Origin of the sequence: Pseudomonas gozinkensis (assembly GCF_014863585.1) — a bacterium.
Classification (GTDB): Bacteria; Pseudomonadota; Gammaproteobacteria; order Pseudomonadales; family Pseudomonadaceae; genus Aquipseudomonas; species Aquipseudomonas gozinkensis.
Map to the genome: position 1 here is coordinate 4,400,247 of NZ_CP062253.1, position 22,695 is coordinate 4,422,941.

General features: G+C 52.4%; 19 protein-coding genes and 2 pseudogenes. 11 read left to right on the forward strand and 10 right to left on the reverse strand.

Translation table 11 applies throughout. The annotated features are described in order from the left end of the window. Positions 1–91 precede the first annotated feature (91 nt). Complete coding sequence (locus IHQ43_RS19495) at positions 92–451, reverse strand: DUF6124 family protein (protein ID WP_192561771.1); 360 nt, start codon at positions 449–451, stop codon at positions 92–94. Between the two features lie 461 nt (positions 452–912). Between IHQ43_RS19495 and IHQ43_RS19500 the strand changes: the two genes are divergently transcribed. The 7 genes and pseudogenes from IHQ43_RS19500 to IHQ43_RS19530 all read left to right on the forward strand — a co-directional run bounded on the left by IHQ43_RS19500 (position 913) and on the right by IHQ43_RS19530 (position 7,770). Further along, positions 913–1,458 carry a PAAR domain-containing protein gene (locus IHQ43_RS19500; protein ID WP_108562832.1) on the forward strand — a complete coding sequence of 182 codons (546 nt, stop codon included), beginning with the start codon at positions 913–915 and terminating at the stop codon, positions 1,456–1,458. A 10-nt stretch (positions 1,459–1,468) separates the two neighbouring features. Further along, positions 1,469–2,250: pseudogene (locus IHQ43_RS19505) on the forward strand (hypothetical protein). Then, on the forward strand, positions 2,247–2,603 hold the full coding sequence (locus IHQ43_RS19510; protein WP_192561772.1) for a DUF7079 family protein: 357 nt from the start codon (positions 2,247–2,249) through the stop codon (positions 2,601–2,603). The pseudogene IHQ43_RS19505 and the gene IHQ43_RS19510 overlap by 4 nt, the downstream one beginning before the upstream one ends. Positions 2,604–2,711: 108 nt before the next feature. Then, a complete protein-coding gene (locus IHQ43_RS19515) occupies positions 2,712–3,431 on the forward strand; it encodes a putative periplasmic lipoprotein (RefSeq protein ID WP_011335150.1) in 720 nt (239 codons plus the stop codon). A gap of 88 nt (positions 3,432–3,519) precedes the next feature. Then, on the forward strand, positions 3,520–4,881 hold the full coding sequence (locus IHQ43_RS19520) for a hypothetical protein (protein ID WP_208492422.1): 1,362 nt from the start codon (positions 3,520–3,522) through the stop codon (positions 4,879–4,881). Between the two features lie 584 nt (positions 4,882–5,465). After that, positions 5,466–5,849, forward strand: coding sequence for a DUF7079 family protein (locus IHQ43_RS19525; protein ID WP_192561774.1), 384 nt, complete (start codon positions 5,466–5,468; stop codon positions 5,847–5,849). A 253-nt stretch (positions 5,850–6,102) separates the two neighbouring features. Further along, a complete protein-coding gene (locus tag IHQ43_RS19530) occupies positions 6,103–7,770 on the forward strand; it encodes a P-loop NTPase fold protein (RefSeq protein ID WP_192561775.1) in 1,668 nt (555 codons plus the stop codon). A 120-nt stretch (positions 7,771–7,890) separates the two neighbouring features. Here the strand turns inward: IHQ43_RS19530 and IHQ43_RS19535 are convergent, their stop codons facing one another. The 3 genes and pseudogenes from IHQ43_RS19535 to IHQ43_RS19545 form a co-directional block, all read right to left on the reverse strand. Then, positions 7,891–9,255, reverse strand: a complete 1,365-nt coding sequence (locus IHQ43_RS19535; RefSeq protein WP_192561776.1) for a HEPN domain-containing protein — start codon at positions 9,253–9,255, stop codon at positions 7,891–7,893. Positions 9,256–9,338: 83 nt separating this feature from the next. Continuing rightward, positions 9,339–9,770: pseudogene (locus tag IHQ43_RS19540) on the reverse strand (hypothetical protein); the annotation flags it as partial. Between the two features lie 449 nt (positions 9,771–10,219). Beyond that, positions 10,220–11,233 (reverse strand): IS110 family RNA-guided transposase, encoded by a 1,014-nt coding sequence (locus IHQ43_RS19545; RefSeq protein ID WP_192561777.1) that lies wholly within the window; start codon positions 11,231–11,233, stop codon positions 10,220–10,222. A 201-nt stretch (positions 11,234–11,434) separates the two neighbouring features. On the opposite strand from IHQ43_RS19545, the gene dusA reads away from it, so the two are divergent. Further along, complete coding sequence (gene dusA / locus IHQ43_RS19550; protein ID WP_192561778.1) at positions 11,435–12,430, forward strand: tRNA dihydrouridine(20/20a) synthase DusA; 996 nt, start codon at positions 11,435–11,437, stop codon at positions 12,428–12,430. A 23-nt stretch (positions 12,431–12,453) separates the two neighbouring features. On the opposite strand, the gene IHQ43_RS19555 is transcribed toward dusA, so the two are convergent. Continuing rightward, positions 12,454–13,287: an undecaprenyl-diphosphate phosphatase gene (locus IHQ43_RS19555; protein WP_007951638.1), complete on the reverse strand. Its 834-nt coding sequence runs from the start codon at positions 13,285–13,287 to the stop codon at positions 12,454–12,456. Between the two features lie 506 nt (positions 13,288–13,793). Here IHQ43_RS19555 and IHQ43_RS19560 point away from each other — a divergent pair. From IHQ43_RS19560 to IHQ43_RS19570, 3 genes are all read left to right on the forward strand, one after another. Continuing rightward, positions 13,794–14,534, forward strand: a complete 741-nt coding sequence (locus tag IHQ43_RS19560; RefSeq protein ID WP_192561779.1) for a winged helix-turn-helix domain-containing protein — start codon at positions 13,794–13,796, stop codon at positions 14,532–14,534. A gap of 292 nt (positions 14,535–14,826) precedes the next feature. Then, the gene (locus tag IHQ43_RS19565) at positions 14,827–15,486 is read left to right on the forward strand and encodes a winged helix-turn-helix domain-containing protein (RefSeq protein ID WP_192561780.1); all 660 of its coding nucleotides are present in this window, start codon (positions 14,827–14,829) and stop codon (positions 15,484–15,486) included. A 381-nt stretch (positions 15,487–15,867) separates the two neighbouring features. Continuing rightward, complete coding sequence (locus IHQ43_RS19570; RefSeq protein WP_192561781.1) at positions 15,868–17,262, forward strand: undecaprenyl-phosphate glucose phosphotransferase; 1,395 nt, start codon at positions 15,868–15,870, stop codon at positions 17,260–17,262. 346 nt (positions 17,263–17,608) lie between these two features. Here the strand turns inward: IHQ43_RS19570 and IHQ43_RS19575 are convergent, their stop codons facing one another. The 5 genes from IHQ43_RS19575 to IHQ43_RS19595 form a co-directional block, all read right to left on the reverse strand. Next, positions 17,609–19,687, reverse strand: a complete 2,079-nt coding sequence (locus tag IHQ43_RS19575) for a YjbH domain-containing protein (protein WP_192561782.1) — start codon at positions 19,685–19,687, stop codon at positions 17,609–17,611. After that, complete coding sequence (locus tag IHQ43_RS19580) at positions 19,684–20,415, reverse strand: capsule biosynthesis GfcC family protein (protein ID WP_192561783.1); 732 nt, start codon at positions 20,413–20,415, stop codon at positions 19,684–19,686. Before IHQ43_RS19580 ends, IHQ43_RS19575 begins: the two co-directional genes overlap by 4 nt. A 29-nt stretch (positions 20,416–20,444) precedes the next feature. Beyond that, on the reverse strand, positions 20,445–21,110 hold the full coding sequence (locus IHQ43_RS19585; RefSeq protein WP_192561784.1) for a YjbF family lipoprotein: 666 nt from the start codon (positions 21,108–21,110) through the stop codon (positions 20,445–20,447). Positions 21,111–21,121: 11 nt separating this feature from the next. After that, entirely contained in the window at positions 21,122–22,237 is a 1,116-nt protein-coding gene (locus IHQ43_RS19590; protein ID WP_192561785.1) for a polysaccharide biosynthesis/export family protein, read from the reverse strand. Positions 22,238–22,327: 90 nt separating this feature from the next. Beyond that, positions 22,328–22,564, reverse strand: a complete 237-nt coding sequence (locus tag IHQ43_RS19595; RefSeq protein ID WP_003226528.1) for a hypothetical protein — start codon at positions 22,562–22,564, stop codon at positions 22,328–22,330. Positions 22,565–22,695 lie beyond the last annotated feature (131 nt).

Sequence of the window (22,695 nt, forward strand, 5' to 3'; positions counted from 1 at the left end):
CGGGAAGATGAAACTTGCGGGGTTTTCAGCGTGGGTTCAGGTTGAACCCACGCCTAACGATCACCCCTCCGCGACAGAGGGTTGCCCGAATTTACTTCAGCTCGACGTTATCCAACGCCTGATTCACTGCCAAAGACCCCAACATCACCAACTGCGCAATGCCGATGGCGGTTTTGCGGTGGGCGGGTTCCAGGGTGGCGGCGAAGTTGTTGAGCATTTCGGAGGCTGAACCCAAGGATTCACTGGCGTTGGCGAGCAGGGATTCGGTGTCGTAGGCCGGGTTGGCGAAGTACATCGGGTCATGTTGGGTGTGACTGCCCATGATCCGTTGCTGTGGGGTGAGGTAGTGATCGAGGGCACGCTCGGCGGCTTCGTTCAGGGTTCGTGAATCGGGGAATTTGTAGGGGGAAACTGGATCGGTTTCTGGTGGGTTGGGTGTTGGTTTGAACATGGAGTAACTCCCGACGGATAAGAGGTTAGGAGCCGCCACCTTCGCTACCAAACTAGGGTGGAGGCCATACGCAGGTTGGTAGACCGGCCGTCAGGAACCCCGGCGCATCCGAAGATGCCCTGCGCATGACCACCATAAAACGAAGGCACTAAAAGCCTCCGCAAGACAGTAGTCTTGTGCTTCTGACGGAATACGGGCTACCAAACCCGATCACTGGTTTTCAGTGACCCAGGAACGATAGAACCCCCGTGCTAGACGCACAAGCCGGCGGATTCTGTCTTAGGTGTAGGGGGTGGCGCAAGGTTGTGTAGGGCCGAAGCAGTGTCAGAGAGCTTCGTTTAAACACACTCAGATTTTGCTGTTTAGATGGACGACCAATACCAGGCACGTCGCCGTCAGGCAACCACCAAAGCAACTCTGATACAGTCGGTGCCAGCTAATCCGTTGACAGGGAGTCAAACATGGCAAAGCCCGCTGCACGCATCACCGATCCCACCAGTTGCCCCATCCCCGGACACGGCCCCAAAGCCATTGCCTCCGGATCCCCCGACGTGTTCTTCGACGGACTTGCCGCCGCCCGAAAAGACGACACCTGCACCTGCGGCAGCGCACTGGCCTCCGCCGTGTCCAGCACTGTATTCATCAACGGCAAAAATGCCGCGCTGGTTGGCACAGTCGGTTCACATGGAGACGTTGTGATCGGTGGATCGGGAACGGTGATTATTGGTGACTCACATACGCCTGCGCCGTTTACGCCACCTACCCCGATGATCATTCATCCTGGATGGATCAGCTTCACCATTCCCGGTTCCGAGTCCTACTTGGGCATGAACTGCATTGCTCACTTCGAAGATGGTTCGACCCAATCCGGAAATTTTGATATCACCAACACTGTGAAATTTCTCAACATCCGTGGAAAAGTCTGCCAAAAGCTAGAGTTCGGCTCTCAAGAAGAACCGCCGACCGGCTCAATTTTCGACACGCTATTCAATGCATCATTGAAATAAGGATTGTTTCATGACTGAGCCATTGCTCGTAACGGGAAGCTACGTTGTCCAGAAAGCACACGAGCTTGAAAATTCGCCATTGGACATGGCGATTGCGGGTATGGAGGGGGCCGCGACAAGATTTTCTATAGATGCCATATCAGATGCAAAAGTACGCAGCAACTACATGAGCAACATCAAGCGCATGTCACTGGAAACAAAAGCCGAAGTCGCCGCAGGAAGGCTGAGTGCGCAAGAAGGAGCAGCCTTTTGCCAGGAAATGCGAAATAGAATCCTGGTCGAGCATCGAAAATTCACCTCGGCACAAGGTGTGGCCTTCGCCGAACGGAAGAAACGATTACCTCCGACGTTACAGGACACACTGGACAAGTACGCACTGAAAACGGCAAACGTCGAATACAACAAATTGCCCCCAGAACAAAGAGCAAAGTCTATTACGAGATTCTGGATTCAGCGGGCCGTGACAACGCACCGGTAAGCAAGGGAACTCAAAAATTAAGAATAATGGGAAAGGTCGGCCTATTGGTCACTGCGACTTTCGCCGTATATGAAATCATGAACGCAGACAACAAAGTTAAGGAAACGGCCCGGCAAGGCATTATTATCGGCGGCGGCGCTGCTGGCGGGGGATTGGCAGGCTTGGGCGTCTCTGCATTTTGCGGCCCTGGAGCCCTAGCTTGCGCTGTGACAATCGTTCTGGCGGGAAGTATTGTGGGAGGAATTGCTGGAAGCGCAGTAGCCGACACCTTTGATGAAGAACTGGAGGAATTTTCCAAATGGGAAGTTCTATGACAAAGCAGCAAAGAGCGGATGTGCGCTGGGCATTGTCCGATGCCTTTGTTGATAACGAGGTCGACTATGCTGCGATTGCGCGAAGGACAAGAGAATTCGATCGAGATGAAGTGAAGCGCATACTCTTTGAGGAGGTGGCACCTGTTTGCCACTCAAACCTTGAAAGCACACTTCCAACCATATGGCTTTGTTTCAACAGGCAGGAATTGGAAGATGACATTGAAAAAATGCTGGGAGCAAAAGAGAACAGCTGGTTAAAAAGAAAAGCCAACGCCTTATTGGTGACATGGCTGAAGAGCAGATACAAATATATCTGGACAGAAATAGAAAAGCAGTATCAAAACATAAGCTAATAACAAAGCGTCGCGACTGGAGCGATTGCATCACCCTTTTTTTCTTGAGCTATACTCGTAAGCGAACACACAACCAAGTAAAAACATAATTATCTTAAGGACTGATACATGAAGGGAAAAACCATCGCAACTTTTCTTGCATGTTTGCTACTCGCCGGTTGTTCTGACCCAAAGCAAACCAAACTGCCCGCCGATATCAGTAAATGGTCAGAGGACAAAGGGCTAATGGAAGCTGTCGGCAAACTCGATGAAAACGATAGAAAACTGTTTGGTGGCTATGCTGCCCGGCAAGTGGTGGCCAGCACATTTGGCGGTAGCAAAGTTGTTGCAGACTCAACACTGGGTGATGCTCTGAAAACACAACAGGCCTGGATCGAAGCCAAAGCTGCCGAAGCGGAAAAACAAAAAGCCTTGGCCGAGCAAGTAAAACAGCAACAGCTTGTGGCATTGAAAGAAATGAACGGAACGCTTACAGCGTCTCTTCTCAAACTTAAACTGAATCCCGCCGACTATAAAAACAAGCAATACAGCGAATATTTTTCAATTGAAATTGCTCTACACAACAATACAACTGAGGCCCTATCTGGCGTAAAGGGAACAGTCGTACTCAGCGACATGTTCGGCGACCCTATAAAAAGAATTGGCCTCACCAACGACATCCAAATCGACCCAGGCCAAACTTACATCTATAGCGGGACAATGGATTACAACCAATTTCAGGCCGCCGATAAAAAGCTGGCTGCTTCTGATACCGAAAAAATGAAATTTGAATGGGTGCCTGACACTTATATTTTCACCAATGGCAAAAAGCAAACAATGCCAAACTGAAGCTGAGAAAATGAGAGCGGGGCGAATTGATTACAAAATATCGACAACTAATAAATCCGCCCTCTTTTTAGACAACAATGGAGCATTTATGTCAGATCAATCACAGGAAGAAATGGAGTCAAAACTTACAGAGCTGGAGAATAAACTTCCTCAACTAAGCACAATAAACAACTCACTTTGGAAAACCACAAGCCAGTGTCAAGTTCTACTCAAAGAATCCGTCGCAACTGCTAAACCGGTAAAAATCACAAGTACCGCAAAACGATTCACACCCGACAGCCCATTTTACTTGGACTCTATAGATTTCTATAGCGACACCCCCACCAAGTTACCAGCCTACCTTACAGTAATTGTAAAGCCTCTTGGTAAGCCCTCTTACAATCTTTCGCTGACTACGACCGGCAGCAGCACAAAATTTAGCTATGGTTTTGTTCGAAGCTTCTGCGAATGGTTCGAGATATACAGTGATTCTCTACTCAACAAACCAACCCTCACCAAAATAAATATATTTGGAGTCGATCTTGATCAGATATCTGACCACTCACAAGACATAGCAGCCACAATTAAACTAAAAAGAGATATAGAAAAACTTAAAGAAGACTCAAAAAAAGAATTCCTAGAACTTCAAGAAAAAATCAACGCACTAAATGAAGAAAAAGATTTACTTGAAAGATCCATTAGCGAAACAAAAATCGATCACGAATCCAAGACCAACGAACTAAAAACAATTAACACGATTGTCACCGGAGAAAATGGAAAGCTAAAAAACCTTAAGGAAGCCATAACGCAGAGCGAATTAAAAATAGTCCAGACAAAAAACAATATTGAGCAGCTTAACCAAACCGTCACCGACTACAACAAAAACATTTCGACGCTTAAATCTGAACTATCAAAACTAACCTCAGACAAAAACCTTATATCGGACGAGTACGGCCCATATGTAAAAGAAGGCCGATCACAAGCAGCCATTTATGTTTTTATTGTGATTTTTCCCTTGATCGCTATCATATTTTCCGTGTACGAGCTTTATGCCGGAGCGAGCAAGCTTTTAACAGCCGATTACAAATCCGCCAGTGATATTATTGGTGCGTTTGTCCTTCGCATTCCGTTTGCAGCAGTTTTCGGATTGGCAGTATTTTACAGCTGGCGCCTCACGTCTTCAATAATTCAGAAAATATTCACAATCCATAGCGACCGTCTTACATTAGCCAAACTATTAGTACTTGCCAGAGAGTCAGTCCATTCAGCCGCCAAGAACCTTGACATGAATAGCGAGTCCATATTCCAAGAGCAAGTGCGTCTAAAAGTTGAGGTTTTAAAAAGCCATCTTTCGAGGGATTTGGGCAATAATTTTGAGTATCCACCAATGACATCAAAACCCAAACATACAAGGCACAATGAGGCAGTCAATGACACAGAGATAGAACCTACCGAGGAAGCCGCGAAATAAACAATGGGGACTAAACAATGGGGACAGATTTATTTACTTCTAAAACAAATAAACCTATCCCATTTTGCCGACTAAAAAATAGAGATAGGCGATTTTACCCCCCTCTCAAAAAATCAAATAACTGCAATACTATCAATTTTATACTCAAGAAACCCTTTATATTCGATACCTGCACTCACATCAACATTCACTTCCAAAGTTGACGTCCCAGACGACGTTGAGTTTTTTCCCACGACAGTTCCAGTATAGGTTTCACCCTCGTAGACTAGAGACACCCTATATCCAGCCTCAAGTTTATCGAATAAAAACTTACTAGTAGAATCCATTGGCGGCATAACATTATCTCCCGAACGTTTTATTAATTACCTAAAATCGAAGCAAAAATGGGGACAAGCAAAAATGGGGACAGCAAAAATGGGGACAGATTTATTTACCACCTAGAAATCCAAAACAATACAAAACAAATAAATCCGCCCCCTTTTTACTTTTACTGCAGCTGTGGTTTTAATAGGTAGCATGGCAGGTGGCATTTCCGGAAGCGCAGTTGCAGATACTTTTGACGAAGAATTAGAGGAGCTTTCCCATTGGGAAGTATTTTAACTCCGGAAGATAAAGCCAAGATCCAAATAGCATTGGCTGAGGCCTTTGTTGACAACGAAGTCGACTATGCGTACATCGCGGAGCGAATTAAATCCTACGATCTTAAAATTGTTGAAGACATACTATATTCAGAAGTGGCTCCGGTGTGCTTTGGCAATCTTGAGACACCAGCACCTCCCATTTGGACGGGATTCAAGGATGAGTGGTTGTTGGATGAGATTGAAAAAGAACTGCGATCTCGTCAACGAAGCAAGGTGCGGCGAAATTTTGACAAACTGAAGACTCTTTGGATTCGTTACAGCTATCGTTATATTTGGAAGGAAATCTTAAAAAGCATAAACAAACAACCAATTCAAAGTAAAAAATGAGGACAGATACATTCATCACTTAAGATAAATAAATCCGTCCCCTTTTGTTTCCTCGTGGCAGAACAGCAAGGCTTCGCTGTCGCCAGTGACAACGCTCGGACTGCCCTGGACCGAATTGCTGAGAACACTGGCTTTATTAAGCAGGGGTTAGCGCGACTGAGGGCTAAGGAACAGAACTAGTTATTTGCCCCCTATTCAGAACTCTACTTTCTAAATTGCAGCGGCAGTCTGCCGATTAAGGAATAGGTTAAACATGCAAAGCTCTTATCAAAAAGCTCAAGAAACATTGCTAAAGCTTCTCAACGACCACTCTTATAAAGTTATTGCGCTTTCAGGAAAGTGGGGAACAGGAAAAACCCACTTATGGGATCTGGTCAAGAAACAACTTCAACTCTCTACAACTCAAGCCCCTCAACCAATATTTGTATCGATATTTGGAGCCAAAACCTCTAACGACTTAAAGCTAAGATTACTTCAAAACGGCTCACTCAAAGATGACAATAAATACAAAGATTTTGTTAGTGCAGGAGGAAATCTACTCAAAGGCATAGCTGGGAAATTCATACCTGGTCTTGCAGTAGAAGAAATTATACTCTTGAGCTTACCAAAACTGCTTGGCGGGCGACTAGTGGTGATTGACGATGTTGAGCGAAAGCATAAAAACTTAGACATCGATGAGATCCTAGGCTTTATCAATGAATACTCCGAAACTTACAGCACCCGTTTTCTATTACTTTTAAACACGGACAAACTAGAAGATGAAACAATTTGGAGAAAACTTCACGAAAAAGTTATCGACATTGAGCTCAAACTTCAACCAGCATCTCCTGAAGCATTCGAAGTAGCAAGTACTAATTCGAACCTCAGCTTTTTGGAGCGTGCTCGTGAAGCTACGACCTTGTTAGGCATCACAAACATTAGAGTAATAAAAAGAATTATAAGAGTTCTTTCAGAGCTATTAGAAGGCTATGGCCCACTTGAAGAATACGTACAAGAAAGAATCATCCCTAGTACAGTACTACTAACAGCAATACATTATCGAGGTATAGCCTCAGACATCACCAGCGAGTATTTCCTACAACACAACTCGTTCAGTAAAATATTGTCGCGCGCCCAGCGTACCGCCGACGAACTCAAGTGGGATGATGTTATTGACAAGCTCGGCATCTCATCGTGCGATGATTATGAAATCCTAGTTCAAGATTATTTACAAACAGGAGTCATCAACAAAGAAAAGCTGGACAAAATCATAAATAAATATCAAACAGATCGTGAAAGAAATCAGATACACGAAAAAGTTAGATTTTTCTTTGAGTCGCACTACTGGGATCCTCTCTTTGATAGTGCAAAAGCTGTTGAACTTTCTGAAGATCTTTTCCTCAACACTGAAGCGCTAAGCGGGAATCAAGTAAGCGCAATTGCGGAGATCCTCACTGAGCATGGAGAAACCAACCTGTCGGAGAAGCTGATTGACCGATGGATTGAAATAAATGAGCCTTTGATTGATCCCAATGAATCAGATGAATTTAACATGGGTCGTTCTCTGCACCCCGCCATTGAAGCCCTAAACACCCGAATAAGAGAGAGGCAGTATCCTCCACTTACACTAGAAGAGGCTATTGAAAGAGTCAGAAGCAATTCGGGATGGGGCGATAGAGAAAACACTTGTTTTCAGAAATCGACACCGAAACAGTACGAAGAAACACTAAAGACACTGCGCGGAAGCGAGCTAGCCAAATTCATTTGCGAGAACTTCTCTTTGCTACGAACCATAGGTCTTAGCGATTCGTTTCAACACGGAATTAACAACTTCAAAGAGGCTAGTACGAGCATAATTTCGACCGACCCAAAAAGTCGTTTGGCTCTTATTCTGAAACGTGAGTTCGAAAAGAATAATGTCCCACTAAACACAAACGAATAGACAAATAAACTGACCTCCCGATAGGTCATCCTGTGAAAAGTATCTAGGGGACTGAAAGCCCCTAGTTCCGGGGCTTTCGCCCAATCGTGGTGGTGGTATAGAGAAGGCTAAACATTTGACTCAATTATTTCTGAGCCGTCCTATGAGGTTAATAACACTGGGCAGTTCAATGCCGAGTTTCTCCAGAAGTGCGAATATCAGGAGGTGATGAACGTAAGCTGTGTAAGCGTAAATCTTATTCTCTTCAACATTATATTTATTTGCGTGTGTAATATTATTTCGCAGCGTGCAAATCTCCGTTAATAGATCATTCGTCACCCCCAAACCTTCTTGTATTTCCTCAGGGAGCGAGCTTATAAAATCCGTCACACACTTTTGAGTGTTATATTTTTGCCCATTGAACCGCTTCAGCCCGCCTTCGAAACTTTTCACTTCCTTAGTAGTAAGTCCGTTTGCCTTTGCCCATTTTTTTGAAAGTCTAGAATACCTTGTAAATAGCTCGTCAGGCAGGTAGTTTTTTCTTCTATAACAATGCTTCTCCAAAAGCCTGAAATATCCAAGCAATCTATCCTCGACATTACCCATAGTTCTATATTTAACGTATTTAGAAAATATATCGGGAAGTTCGGAGCCTGGTGCAAAGTAAATCGAGAACGCAGACGCAGGGACTGGAGGCAATCCCCAGTCATCAAACCTCTGGTTTACTCCTAAGGGAAACATTGCATATGTCTCAGAACGGTTAGATTTGAAATCTTTGGTAGGAAAGTAGAGAGATCCGCACATTGCGTAACCATTGTAGTCGTACTCAAGATCGACTCTCTGCACGTCTGGCTGTATGCCAGTGAAAAACGCAAGTAGGTTGAATATTTTAGTGTAAGTTATGTATGGGTTTTTCGCATTTTCCTCAATCCCAAATGTATAAAACAAGGAAGGTAGAAAAGAAAATGCTTGTTCGTATGTCAAAGGTGAGTGGCGATGAGTACCGTTATATTGTATCCCCATCTCTTCCGCATGGTTCGCTTCTGCTACAAACTCTGTCAGATGCGGACTGATATCTTCACCCTTAGCATGAGCGTGCAAGATATTGTCCTGAGTCGTTGTATAGCCTATCCAATCATTGATAGTCGACGAATAGATTTGAATCGATTCAAACTCACCCTTATAGGGTGCATGTTTAGGGCAAAACTCGACGCTTTCAACTGCAAACTCAATTTCGTAGAAGCCGACAGAAGGCGCGGCACTAATTGTTGCACTTCTTGACCCAACGCAATAAAGCCCCTTGAGTAAAAACTTATCAGTTAAGTCGTCGCACTCCGCCTCCAATGCATTCCATGAAAGCTTGCATGAACGCTCTGTCATAACCTTGAAAGTTATAAGCTCTGGAGTCAGTTCCAATGTCGCTGCAAAGCCCTCACACTCCTCTCGGTAAATAACTTTGAAAAAGTATGACTTTGATAATTCCAGCTTCGTAACTTTATCAAACATGATTTTGCGCCATGCCGGTGATTAGACGGCTATCTTGTACTCGCGGTATGAAAAAGGCAAAGTGCCATGTGGATTAAGCGAGGCTACAGGGTTACAAGTAATAGCTTTGCCGATAGCTGAGAGGAAACACTCGCTGCTGATGCAAACGCTGAAGCTCTCCCGGGCACTGGCGTTGGCCCATGAGTATGCACAGCCAGTTGGCTGTTCATCTCCTGCATAAGATCAAGCGTGTCACAAACGACCTTGAATAAATTCACGTCGGCAGACCCAATCCAGTTTTTCGGCGCCTGCATACGCTGGCTGACGCCCGCGACGCTCCGGCGCAAACCTTCAATCCGCTCCTGCATATCACCGCCTACAGTGGTGTTGGGCTTCTGCCCCACAACCAGGTTCAGATCCCGCCCTGTCGCCTAGTGCAGATCGTCCACCGCCGCCAGGCTCGCCGACCCGCCCGACAGCAATTTGAGCGCGCCCAGCGCCTCGATCTTTTTCACGCCACCCACAGTCTCGGTCGAGCAAAAATGGGGACAGCAAAAATGGGGACCGAAGAAATGGGGACTCCCATTAGCCGGTCTCAAGTCAAGGTTAAGAGCCACCACGCCCTGCAGTTTCAGCTGCAGGATTTGCTCTTCCACTCAACCTGATCGGTTGAACCCGTCGAACCCGTTTTCTCTTCACTGGCTACGACCAAGTCGTTCCAGACACCCATTTGGATCAAGCGGTAGCGATACGACCAGCACCGCCCTGGCAGTTAACTGCCCCAGAGAAACGTTGGTGCCGCCAATGCGTCCAAAACGTGTCACAGAACTGTGGCTCGTGCAAAACACACGTCCAGTCCCGGCTGGCTCACCTGGCAGACGACCCGGTTACAACACACTCAGGCGGTGATGGTCGGTCGCCACTCAGATTTAGTGGTTCGAGCCCAGTCCCTTTTTGGTTGACCGACCATCACCTCATTCGCCCCTCAGGCGAAACAGCGTCTGGCATCAAAAGGCTGTCTCTCCTTCAGGATGTGATAACTCGCTCGCGCCAGCTTGTGTGCCAGCGCCTTGGTAGCGACCACGGCGTTGGTCTTGGCTTTCTTCTTCTCGAAAAAGCGTTTGGCATCTTCGCTGAAGCGCCGGGCGAAATTAGCCGCTTCGATATAGGCCCAGATCAGATAAGCGTTGCCGTTCTTGGCGTTGCCTTCACCTTTCTTTTTGCCGTTGGAGTAATGCGCACTTTTTACGCAGCGAGCGTAAGAGGCGAAGTGGCCTGCGTCGGCAAAGCGCTCGATATTTCCGGTTTCCAGCATGATGATCGTGGCCAGTACTTCGCCAATCCCGGGCATCGTTTTCAGCAAGGAAAACTCCGGGCGCAGACGGGCTTCGTGCAGTAATCGCTCTTCAAGAAAATCAATCTGGGTCTGCAAGGCCTGGACAATGGCTACATTCGCTTTCATTGCCAGAGCCACATCCGTCGGCAGGCCCAGCCTGTCGACGGACGTGGCTGACAGCCCTTTGACTTCATTGCAGCTCAGGCGCTGACCAAACTGGCGCGCCATGATGTTCTCCACGGACAGAATGTGCTGAGTCCGACTGCGTACCAGTTGAATACGTTTGCGCGCCAAATCTCGCAGCGCACGTTCTTGCGGCGGGTGGATATATCCGGTCGGTAAAATCCCGAGTCGCAGCAAGTGCGCCAGGAAAGCCGCGTCATCCTTGTCATCGGCATGCTTTAAACCGTCGTAACGCTTCATCGCCACGGGATGGGCCAGCTTCACCTCGAAACCCGCCGCCTTAAGGCCATCGACCAACCAATACCAGTTGTACGTCGACTCAACTACGACGCCGATCAATTCAGCACGATGAGGCTCGAGCAGCGAAAGGATCGGCGTTAGTTCGTTGGGGCAGCGTCGACTGACCAGTACCCGATCCGTTTCGTCGGTAACCACCACAACACTGTTGTTCGAATGCAGGTCTATGCCACAGAATTTCATCACGGCCTCCTACGCAAAAGACTAAGTTCGCACCTTGAATTTTGCGCCACCTCCGTGAGGTGGGGAGGCCGGCCAGATGATTCTCAGATTTATTTACCAGCCTCAAGACCTGCCAGCCTGCTCTTCCGATGCTCCCAAGCCCCACCTCCCCATTCCTGATAAACTCCCCCACCTCCCAGCCACACCGATTCCGTACTCCCAATGCCCCCAATCACCGCCACACCTGCCCCACTCTCCCGCCGTTTCTCCGTCGCGCCGATGATGGATTGGACTGACCGTCACTGCCGGTACTTCCTACGCATCCTGTCGAAAAACGCCCTGCTCTACACCGAGATGGTCACCACCGGCGCTCTGCTCAACGGCGATCACGAACGTTTCCTCCGTCACAACGAGGCCGAGCATCCTCTGGCATTGCAGTTGGGCGGTAGTGTTCCGCTGGACCTGGCCGCTTGCGCGCGTATGGCGCAGGAGCACGGTTACGATGAGGTGAATCTGAACGTTGGCTGCCCGAGTGATCGAGTGCAGAACAATATGATCGGGGCGTGCCTGATGGGGCATCCGCAGTTGGTGGCGGATTGTGTGAAGGCGATGCGGGATGCGGTGTCGATTCCGGTGACGGTGAAGCACCGGATCGGGATCAACGGGCGGGACAGTTATGAAGAGCTGTGCGATTTCGTCGGGACAGTGCGGGATGCCGGCTGCACCAGTTTTACGGTGCATGCGCGGATTGCGATTCTGGAGGGGTTGTCGCCGAAGGAGAACCGGGACATTCCGCCGTTGCGTTATGACGTGGCGGCGCGGTTGAAGGCGGATTTTCCGGAGCTGGAGTTCATTCTGAACGGCGGGATCAAGACGATGGAGGCCTGCCATGAGCATTTGCAGCCCTTTGACGGCGTGATGCTGGGGCGCGAGGCGTATCACAATCCTTATCTGCTGGCCGAGGTGGATCAGCAATTGTTCGGCAGTACCGCGCCGGTGATCAGCCGGGCCGAGGCGCTGGCGCAGTTGCGGCCTTATATAGCCGAGCACTTGCTGGCCGGCGGGGCGATGCATCACATCACCCGGCATGTGCTGGGCCTGGGCACCGGTTTCCCGGGGGCGCGCAAGTTTCGTCAGTTGTTGTCGGTGGATATCCACAAGGCCAAGGATCCGCTGGCGTTGCTGGATCAGGCAGCGGAATTGCTGGCCGGGCGTTGAGGCCCGGCCAGCGCGGCTGAGGGTCAGGCGGCTGCGGCCGCCGTCCAGTTGACCCAACCAAATTGCCAGGTAGCGAGGATCAGCAAGCCGAAGGCGATCCGGTACCAGGCGAAGGTGGCGTAGCTATGGTTCGCAATGAACTTCAGCAGGCCGCGCACGGCGATCATCGCGAAGATGAACGCTACGACGAAGCCCAGGGCGAAGACCGGCAGGTCGCTGCTCTGGAACAGTTCGCGGTACTTGTAGCCGGAATACACCGCAGCGCCGACCATGGTCGGCATCGCCAGGAAGAACGAGAACTCCGTGGCGGCCTTGCGTGACAGGCCGAACAGCAGACCGCCAATGATGGTGGAACCGGAGCGCGACGTGCCCGGAATCATCGCCAGGCACTGTACGCAACCGATCTTCAGGGCGTCAGCCCACTTCATGTCGTCCACATGATCGACACTCACTACATGATCCCGCTGCTCGGCCCACAACATCACGATGCCGCCCACCACCAATGCAACAGCAACGGTGATCGGGTTGAACAGGTATTCATGAATCGTGTCGGCGAATAACACGCCAAGAATGACTGCCGGGAAAAAGGCGATCAGCAGATTACGGGTAAAACGCTGGGCATTACTCTGGGTCGGCAGGCCTTTGACGATCTCGAAGATCTTTGGGCGAAACTCCCAGACCACGGCCAGAATGGCACCCAGTTGAATAATGATGTTGAACGCCATGGCGCGTTCACCACCGAACTCCAGCAAGTCGGCGACAATAATCTGGTGGCCCGTACTGGAAATGGGCAGGAACTCGGTCAGGCCTTCTACCGCCCCAAGAATCAGCACCTTAAACAAGGTCAGTAAATCCATTAATCCTCCGTCAGGACGCTCTTTGCGGGCGCCCTGTTAAATGCATTCAGGCATTGAGTATCTGAAGTAAAACAATTGGCAGATGTACACCCATTGCCCGACTCGGGGACGGAGAATATGTCTTATCAAAAGCCACACTCAAGGCATGTTAATAAACGTCCGTGTGTGAACTTGTCGACGTTATAGCAAAAAGACAGGCCAGCCCATAAAATGTGACCCACCTCACATTGTTCTGATACGTATGCAGCTGAGTGATGGCCAAGGGACATAAAAACAGGTCGCGATAATTACAAAATAGTGGCACCATTCCATATTGCCACCATCTAACGCCCCCTATTTCGTTAGTTCACAGCCCCGAAAAAATCAACTAAAAGCTTGAAAAGCTTAATTATTGTTAGAAAACTCGGGAGCCACGTCTAAAATCCGCGTAAATGTTACCAATTGTCAGTCACAGATGAGAACCGGTGCTTTAACATCCCGATGTCAGCACCTTTTCGAGTCAATGCATGATGCTCACAGGTAACTTAGCGACTAGAAGCCCGCGCCGCACAAGCGACGAACCAGGTGTTCTCACTCTGGGTCGTACCCGTGGCGTGGCTGAACACTTTAGCGCGCTAATCGCGAAGCATGTGCAGACTGATCTGGCCATTGAGGCCGACTCTTACGCTAGTTCATATCAGCAAAATGAATATCACGGCTTGTATCGGGCCATATTCATTGTCATCGACAGCCCTCAGGCTCTTGAAGACAACCTGGCATTGGTGGAAAGCCTGCGCAGCGACAACTTGAAGCCGATCATTTGTGCGGTGATCACCGGGCGCGGCGCGTTCAACAAGATCAAGTATTTCCTGGCAGGTGCCGACTTCTGTATCAAACTCAATACCTTGTCCGATGAAGGCGCGGAGTTGCTCGGCGAATTCTTCGACAGTGAAGAATGGCAACGGGATATCAGCCTGGTGCTGGACCCTACCCGCATCTGCCTCTCGGACACCAGCAAGAAACTGGATATCTCCTTTGCCGAAATGAAGATCCTGCAAGCCTTTGCGCAGACCGGCAATCACATTCTCAGCCATGATGAAATCGCCAGCATCATGGGGCTCAATACCCATTTCTACGACCCTCGGGCGCTGGAAAAATCCATCAGCCGCTTGCGTGGGAAAATCAAGGACGTGTACGGTACGAACGCCATACAGAGCATTCGCGGGTATGGCTATCGTCTGATGAGGGGGTTGATCTCGACCGCCTGACTCAGGGAATCACTCTTTTGCAGCTTACGAGGGAACGTCTGATGCAACGCACTAAAAATCCGATGTCTCACTGTTTTAACTGCGTCACATATCTAATAAAAAGCTGTCAATTGCATGAGCGCTGCAACACTTAAACATAACAATAAACCATTACTCTAAAAGCAGACCGAGTGGAACTTATCGTGGGCCATCATTGGGCTCAGACCCTGCCCGTCGATTATTTCCGAGGAAAACATTGCTCGCCTGCCCATTATTTTTTCGCCAAATTTGGTGTGTACTTTAGGAGAGAGACATGGAAACCAGCACAACCCTCCCAAGAAAATACTTTGTTGTCGTGACTAACAGCTCGGCGTCGCAACGTGAACTTGAGAACATCCTCTCCAGCGAGCGTTTCAATTCGTTTGGCACGTCCCAGGCACAAATGTTTATTGAAGGTGTTGCTTCGCCCTCTTCCACTCCGATGCTGATGGAGTTCACTTACCCACGCGGCACAAGGAAGCATGTCGCACGCAGCATCGAACACGATACCCAGCGCATATTGGCCACACTTGAATCGGAATGGCTGGCAGCACAATCGGCGCATTCGTTCCACAGCTCCACGGCCATGTCCGAAGAACCCACTGACACTTCCCGAACGATCGAGTCCGACGCGCCCTGCACTGAAGCCTGGCATCTGGACAATGATCAGGGTGCATTGACGAAAGAGGGTGTCGAAATCAGTCTCACCGGGCTCGAAACCGCACTGGTCCGCAAAATGCTCCACCATGAAGAGCGTGTTGTCAGTCGGGACGATCTGATCCTCAGCATCGGCCGCGAGCCGGAGCAATACCGGGGACTGGAAATGTGCCTGAGCCGTCTTCAAGACAAATTCAAGAACGCCAGCAACGGTGAACGATTGTTTCGTGCCGTGCGCAATCGCGGTTATTGCCTGATCCAGGATGTTGTTGCCTAAACAACATCCCCACTACAAGACAAACAGATACAAGTGCGATTACAAAAATAAAAAAGCACTCTGTTTGGTTTCATCCCTCCCTGGTTATACCCGCCTCCTGACCCCACCTACGATAGCAAACACAATATTGATTATTCACCCCCTGCCTTTCGACCTTTTCTAACGTTCGATTATTGAGAATTTAAATAAGTTGGCACTGTGCCATCTTGTTAGAACTCGTCAGACAGCATCCCCGGCAATAACTTAGTCTATTGACTGACGACAGTTCCGCATTCCGGCGTTGTTACCTCAGGACACTGGCTCAAACAACAATAACAAGTCTGCTTAACAACTCGGTTTTCTACTGTCGAAACCTGAATGGACGTCTTTTGGGGATATCGTATGGATCTTTCTCTTCGTATCAATCGAAACACCGGCCTCAAGGGACTGACCTTTTGGGGCCAATGGGCGCTGGCACAGAGTTTCATTGTTTCACTGTTGTTCATACTGGCCGAACAGCACACGGGCACCGTCGAGTTCTACTATCGGATGTGCACGATCCTGGCGGTACTGGCCTCGGTGCCGGCTTATACCTTCAGCGGCGCGTATCGCAAGCGAGACAATTACCTGACCGGGCTGGGTCGACTGTTCGTGGGCTGGTTCATGACCATGGCCGGTCTGGCGTTCATCGCCTTCATCTGCAAGGCCGATGCGCTGTTCTCCCGCCAGGTCATCCTTGAGTGGGCGGTGTACGGTTTCCTCGGTCAGGCGCTGCTGTACGCACCGCTGCATGCGTTCTCGAAGTTCTACCAGCGTTCGCGCAAAAGCGAGCACAAGACTCTGATCGTCGGCACCGGCGAACTGGCGCTGGGCCTGGCGAAGAAGTTGAGCCAGCACGAAAACCTGCCGCTGGTCGGCCTCGTTAGCAACGGCGATACCCCTAGTCTCGAAGCGGACGCCCCGCGCGTCGTCGGCGCCCAGGACGAACTGCTCGAGCTGATCCAGACCCACGACATCCGCCGCTTGTACATCACCCTGCCGCTGTCGGAAGCCGCCAACATCGAGGCCATGTACGTCGATCTGCTGGATGCCAACGTTGACGTGGTCTGGGTGCCGGACCTGAACAGCCTGACGCTGCTCAACCACTCGGTGAAAGTCGTGGACGGCCTGCCGGCGATCTACCTCAACGAAAGCCCGCTGACCAGCCGCCCGACCGCTGCGCTGAGCAAAAGCCTGGTGGAAAAAGCCGTTGCCCTGCTGGCGATCATTCTGTTGAGCCCGGTGCTGCTGGCCGTGGCGCTGGCGGTGAAGCTCACCTCGCCGGGCCCGGTGTTTTTCAAACAGGATCGCCACGGCTGGAACGGCAAGGTGATCAAGGTCTGGAAATTCCGCTCGATGCGCGTGCACGATGACCGTGACGTCAAGCAGGCCAGCCGCAACGATTCGCGTATCACGCCAGTCGGTCGCTTTATCCGTCGCACTTCGCTGGACGAACTACCGCAACTGTTCAACGTGCTGCAAGGTCACATGGCGCTGGTCGGCCCACGTCCGCACGCCGTGGCGCACAACAACTACTACTCGGGCAAGATCCTCGCCTACATGGCGCGTCACCGAATCAAACCGGGCATCACTGGCCTGGCGCAGATCAGCGGTTGCCGGGGCGAGACAGACACCCTCGACAAGATGGAAAAGCGCGTCGAGATCGACCTGAAGTACATCAACAACTGGTCGCTGTGGCTGGATGTGAAGATCCTGGTGAAGACGCCGTTCACCCTGCTGTCGAAGGATATCTACTGAGACGCAGGGCTTGATAAGGCAACACCGCAAGGGGACGAAAGTCCCCTTTTTTGTGGGCGGGATTTGGGGGTTGGCGGAGGGCTCTGCGGCCAAGGAGAGTCTGGTGTTTTGATGTCGGCTAAACAGACGCCATCGCGGGCAAGCCCGCTCCCACAGGTTTTTGGGTGGTGCCGTAATCTTCAGCATTCCCCGATCCTTGTGGGAGCGGGCTTGCCCGCGAAAGCGTCGGATCATTCAACACCAGGTTTGAGCCTGCCAACTTCACCAGCTGCATCAAGATCCCCCTTCACCACAAACAAAAACGGGAGCCATCAGGCTCCCGTTTTAACTCCCCGCTCTCCCAAACCTACTCGGTAATCTTCCCGAAGTTCCGGTAGAACATGTCCCCTTCCCGACTGTCCGTCATCGAATGCAGCTGGAAGCTGCGATTGAGCCGCGCGCCACCGTCACGGGTCAGCGGCGCCCACACCAGGTTGGCGCGGCGCATGGTCGACATGCTCATCATTTCGTCGAACGGGATCGACAGGTACAGCCCCTTGTCGAAACTACCCTCGCCATACTCGGCGCTGCCGGCGGTGGTGATGGTCGCCCAGGCGCCAAAACGTACGCCATTGGAAAACTCGCGGGAGATATCCACCGTGCCGCCAAAGTCGCCCGCCAGGTAACGCCCGACGCTGACCGCTGCCAGCGTTTCGTAAGGCAGGTCGGTGTAGCCAGTGATGTGGCCGGTCCAGACCGAGTAATCCTGCAGGCCGAAACCCTGGTCGAATTCACGCTGACGCACGTAGTTCAGGTCCGCGCCGATCGACCAGCGCTTGCCGGTCGGACGAAACAGCACCTCGCCCCCGACCCCGGCGAACATCGATTCCAGATAACCGCCGTAGACCATGCCGTACAAATCCTTGTCCAGTTGCTCGGCGTGGCTGACCAGGAACAGCGGCATGGTGGTGTCCGACGTGGTCAGGTACTGACGCAAGTCGGTGCGCACACGCGGCAGGCCGCTCGGTGCGTCGTAGGTGAATTTGTCGAAGTTGTTGATCAGGTTCTGACTAAGCAAACCGTTCCACCAGGTGTTGCGGTTGAAGCGGTACTCGGCGTCCAGATCGGCAGTGAACTGATAGAGCAAACCATCGGGGCCGCCGACGTTCTGTTTGAAGCCCAGGCCGACGCCGTAATTGAAGTGCTGCGGCGCTTCGGTGTAGAGGGTTTTCTCGTTGCGCGGCATCGCCGGATTGATCTCGGTGGTGCGGTGCAGCGATTCCAGCGGTTCCTCGTTGTTGAGCACTTCGCGGAAGGTCTGCCGGGGCACGCTGGTTTCTTCCAGCGGCAGGTCGTAGCGCTTGTTGACCACGGTGAACCAGTCGATGTCGTCGTTGACGCTGTTGTCGAGAATCCGGCTCGCGCGGCCGACGGCCTTGGGCGAATGGAAATAGCGCTGCTGCTCGCCGTACACGATCAGTTCGGAATCGCGCTGGGTGATGCGCTCGACCTTGTAGCCGGCATTCTGCTGCAAGCGGCGCGATACGTCGGCCCAGTTGACCTCCTCCATCGTCGTGGCTGGCGCCTTCGCCGGCAGCGGTTCGGCCGGTGGGTCGAAGGTCTTGGCCGGAGCCTTGCGACTGACGAAATTGGTGTGGAACGTCACGCCGAACATCGCCGTGTTGCCCCGCTCCCACGCGGCACTCAGGTCGAGGGAATCGGTCACCTTGAACACCGCGCCGAGGTTGATCGGTGAGTCCTGCTTGATGATGTTGTCCTTCGGCTCGTGCTTGTAGTCGTTGCCTTCATATTCGAGTTTCAGGCTGAGGCGATCCCAGGGTGTCTGGTAACTCACGCCGCCGAAAAACGCAGGCTTGCCGCGAAAGTACGACCCGGCGTTGACGTCACCGGTGCCTTCCAGGTCCGGGCGGGTCTTGAAGCGATCACTGGCCCAGCCCAACGGGTTGTCGAAGTCGCCGCGGTTACCGATGTAACCCCAGGCGATGCCGGCGCTGAAATCGAAATTGTCGTAGCGCTTGTTGGCGACGAAGAATTCACTGGCAAACAAACCCGTACCACCAATGTCTCGAAAGCCCAGCGCCACTTCCGGCGCCCAGTGGCTTTCCTGCCACAGCCGGACCTTGGCGTCGACCGCCTTGTCCTTATAGCTCTGGCTGCCGCTCAGCGCTTCGGAACCGTACGGACGGTTGGTGATGGCGGTGTAGCGAAACGAACCTTCCAGCCAGTCGAGCGGCTGCAACGAAACGCTGTATCGGCTGTACGGTTCGGTGCGGTTGGCGTTGACGCTCAACTCACCGGCGGGCGACATGCGCGCGGTCGGGGTCTGCAACAGACCGACGCCGCCGAAGTCATTCTGGGTTATGCGTGGCTCGGCATGCACCAGGCCACAGGGCAATAACAACACAGCTGCAAAACGCAAATTCAACGAACCACCTCAGCCAACTGCGTGGCAATCAATTCGGCCAACTGCTGATTCAGTTCAGGGACAGGCGGATCCAGATCATCGTTTTTCACCGGCACCAGAATCTTGCTGCCGGCCACGGGCATCTGCCCGCTTTCGCGGTTCCAGTGGGCGATGCCGACCCGCCGCGATACGCCGTTGGGCTGGATCAGCCACAGGTAATCGGCATCGGCGTCGGCCTCCAGCAGCGTGCAGCCCTGCAGGTATTCGCGGGCCTCCTGCAACGGCTGATAAGGCAGGCGACACGGTTCGGCGACCGCGCCCAGCACTTCGACTTCATCGACCCGTTTCGGGTAGATCAGTTGATCGCCATCGTCGAGACGGATGTTGCGGGCGAAGCCGACTTCCACCGCCACCGGATCGAGATCGGCGATCTGCCGCCCGGTCACCGGCATCTGCCGGACCTGCTCGGCCAGTCGCTGTGCCAGCGCCGCTCGACTCGGTTTGTCGAACAGCATGGCCATGCGCTGCAGCACATCCAGATCGAACAGCACGCCGACCTTGAGGCGCGTCTGTTCTTCCAGCAATGACTGACGCAACAGGACACCCGCCAACCAGTAGCCTTCGGCATTCGGTACGGCCTCGCCGATCACATCGCGCAAACGCCCGCCCGCCGGCAATTCGATCGGGCCCGGGTTGGCGACATCACCGCTGACGATGACCGCTGCCTCGCTGCCCCCGGTGAGCAACATCAAGCACGCCGAGAGCGCTCTGAGCCGCTTCACGGCAGATGCCTGCGGTCAGGGGTCAGTTGCACGATCCTGACGCGCAACTGCGAGGTCAGTTGCTGTTCACTCTGCACAATGAAACCGTCCACCGGATCGACCCAGTAACGATTGGTCGCGCGCAGGCCGATGGCCGGCGCGTCAATCTGCTCATCGACACGCAGCACGGTGTATTCCTTGTCGAGAATCTCGAGGGTTTCGAGGGCGCGGCGGGAAAAGCGGCTGTTGAGGATGATCCCGACTTCCTGGCCCTTGTAGAGGTCGATCCAGCGGCGGCTGGTGTAGCCGTCGGTGATGCGATGCAGGCCCTGTTTGAACGGCGAGTCATCGGACAGACGCGTGCCGTCCAGATCGCCCTCCACGCCGAGGCCAACAGTGCGCATGGCCAGGCCGTCGCGCATCAGCAACACCTGCTTGCCGGAGGCGACCCAGAACTGCAGGTCCTCGCGCTCGCGCACCAGCGCCAGCACCCCGGAACCGGACGGCGTGGTCAGTTTGAGCTGGGGATACTTGACCCCGGCCACCTGCTCCGCCGACACATCGAGTTCATCCGGTCCGATGACCGACGCCTTGAGGTTGTTCAACGAAGCGCTCATCAGCGGATTGCAGCCACTCAACAACACGGCCGCCATCAGGCACACGCCCACTTTCAACGTTTTCACAGTCGGCGGCCTTATTTGCTGTTGTTACTGTATTCGCTCCAGTTCTTCGCAGCGGAAGCCCCCGTCCCGACAATCGATGCCGACGGCACCAACTGGCTGATCAGGCGATTCCAGCGAGTCACGTTGGCAGGCCCGACATAAACCACGTCCTGGGGCCGCACTTCGAAGTGCGAGGCGAGCGCCATGGCGGTCGGCGATTCGGCTTCCAGCTGGTAGATTTTCGCCGGCTCGACGTCGAGGTTTTCCACCCCGCGAATCACGTACACGGCGTTGCCGTTGGAGGTGGTCTGGCTCAAGCCGCCGACCGACCCGAGCACGTCGGACAGGTTCATGGTGGCGGTCTTGAAGCTCAGCGCACGAGGCTGGTTGACCTCGCCCATCACGTAGATGCGCTTGTTGTCGTTGTACGGCAGATACAGCTGATCGCCACCCTTGAGGTAGACGTTCTGCAATTCGGAATCCTGCTGATTGAGGGCGTCGAGATTGAGCGGATAGACCCGCCCGTTGCGCGTCAGCATCAGCCCGGACAGGTCGGCATTGTTGGTATCGACACCGGCCGAACCGAGGGCCTCGACCACGCTCAGCGGGTTGGTCGAAATCGCCTGGGGGCCGGCCTTGGCCACAGCGCCCGAGACCACGACTTTCTGGCTGGCGAAACGCAGCACCGCGACATCCACTTGCGGCTCGGCAATGAACGCCGAGAGGCGTTGCTCGATGTCCGAGCGCAGTTGCTGGATGGTCTTGCCGGCGGCCTGGACTTCCTTGATGTACGGGTAATACAACGTGCCGTCGGAGCGCACCAGCCGGCCGTTGGCGTCGATCTGCTGTTGCGCACCCGAAGGGGCGGTCAGCTCGGGATGATCCCAGACGGTGATGTACAGCACATCGTTGCTGCCGATGCGGTATTCGGCCGGGGTCGCCAACAATTCCGCCGGCACCGACTCACGCTTGTACGTGGCGCGGTTCATGGCGATAAGCTTGGGGGTGATCTGAATGAGCTCGACCCGACTGCTTTCGCTGGCGCCCTGGCGCGTGATGCTACTGGTGCTCAGGTACTGGCCGGGGGAGAACATGCAACCTTGCAAAGCGAAACTTGCCAACATTAAAAGAGTAAAACGACGATTCATAATGGCACTACGCTATTCAAGGGCGAATCCAAAAACAAAGTCACCCGACTTTCGTCGGGCGACCCTGTACTGCACCAACAGATACTTCAGTTAGTTGTGCGTGCCGGTTGTACCCGTGGTACCGGTGGTACCCGTTGTACCGCCGTTGGCACTTCCACCACTGTTGGACGCCGCGACAGCACTGGCGACCATGGCAGTACTGGCAGCAGGCGCTGTAGAAGCCGCGACACTGCCAGATACATTGGTCACTGCTGTAAGCGGCGCTTCAGCTGCGGAGGCCCAGTTGCTCAACATCGTCAACAGGGCGATCGCCATCACTTTCTTCATATCAACTCCTTTCTAACATCGCACCTGAACATCGGGTGTTCGTTAGAGGTGGTAGAGTTCAAGTCGCAAAAAGCGCGAACAAGATCCGTTGTTCTTTCACAGTCTTACCCAACTGATAAAAGTCGAACGGC

What these genes read in the sequence shown, in the direction of transcription:
- IHQ43_RS19495 (WP_192561771.1), bottom strand. Translation starts at nt 451, where the DNA reads ATGTTCAAACCAACACCCAACCCACCAGAAACCGATCCAGTTTCCCCC.
- IHQ43_RS19500 (WP_108562832.1), top strand. Translation starts at nt 913, where the DNA reads ATGGCAAAGCCCGCTGCACGCATCACCGATCCCACCAGTTGCCCCATC.
- IHQ43_RS19510 (WP_192561772.1), top strand. Translation starts at nt 2,247, where the DNA reads ATGACAAAGCAGCAAAGAGCGGATGTGCGCTGGGCATTGTCCGATGCC.
- IHQ43_RS19515 (WP_011335150.1), top strand. Translation starts at nt 2,712, where the DNA reads ATGAAGGGAAAAACCATCGCAACTTTTCTTGCATGTTTGCTACTCGCC.
- IHQ43_RS19520 (WP_208492422.1), top strand. Translation starts at nt 3,520, where the DNA reads ATGTCAGATCAATCACAGGAAGAAATGGAGTCAAAACTTACAGAGCTG.
- IHQ43_RS19530 (WP_192561775.1), top strand. Translation starts at nt 6,103, where the DNA reads ATGCAAAGCTCTTATCAAAAAGCTCAAGAAACATTGCTAAAGCTTCTC.
- IHQ43_RS19535 (WP_192561776.1), bottom strand. Translation starts at nt 9,255, where the DNA reads ATGTTTGATAAAGTTACGAAGCTGGAATTATCAAAGTCATACTTTTTC.
- IHQ43_RS19545 (WP_192561777.1), bottom strand. Translation starts at nt 11,233, where the DNA reads ATGAAATTCTGTGGCATAGACCTGCATTCGAACAACAGTGTTGTGGTG.
- dusA (WP_192561778.1), top strand. Translation starts at nt 11,435, where the DNA reads ATGCCCCCAATCACCGCCACACCTGCCCCACTCTCCCGCCGTTTCTCC.
- IHQ43_RS19555 (WP_007951638.1), bottom strand. Translation starts at nt 13,287, where the DNA reads ATGGATTTACTGACCTTGTTTAAGGTGCTGATTCTTGGGGCGGTAGAA.
- IHQ43_RS19560 (WP_192561779.1), top strand. Translation starts at nt 13,794, where the DNA reads ATGATGCTCACAGGTAACTTAGCGACTAGAAGCCCGCGCCGCACAAGC.
- IHQ43_RS19565 (WP_192561780.1), top strand. Translation starts at nt 14,827, where the DNA reads ATGGAAACCAGCACAACCCTCCCAAGAAAATACTTTGTTGTCGTGACT.
- IHQ43_RS19570 (WP_192561781.1), top strand. Translation starts at nt 15,868, where the DNA reads ATGGATCTTTCTCTTCGTATCAATCGAAACACCGGCCTCAAGGGACTG.
- IHQ43_RS19580 (WP_192561783.1), bottom strand. Translation starts at nt 20,415, where the DNA reads ATGTTGCTCACCGGGGGCAGCGAGGCAGCGGTCATCGTCAGCGGTGAT.
- IHQ43_RS19590 (WP_192561785.1), bottom strand. Translation starts at nt 22,237, where the DNA reads ATGAATCGTCGTTTTACTCTTTTAATGTTGGCAAGTTTCGCTTTGCAA.
- IHQ43_RS19595 (WP_003226528.1), bottom strand. Translation starts at nt 22,564, where the DNA reads ATGAAGAAAGTGATGGCGATCGCCCTGTTGACGATGTTGAGCAACTGG.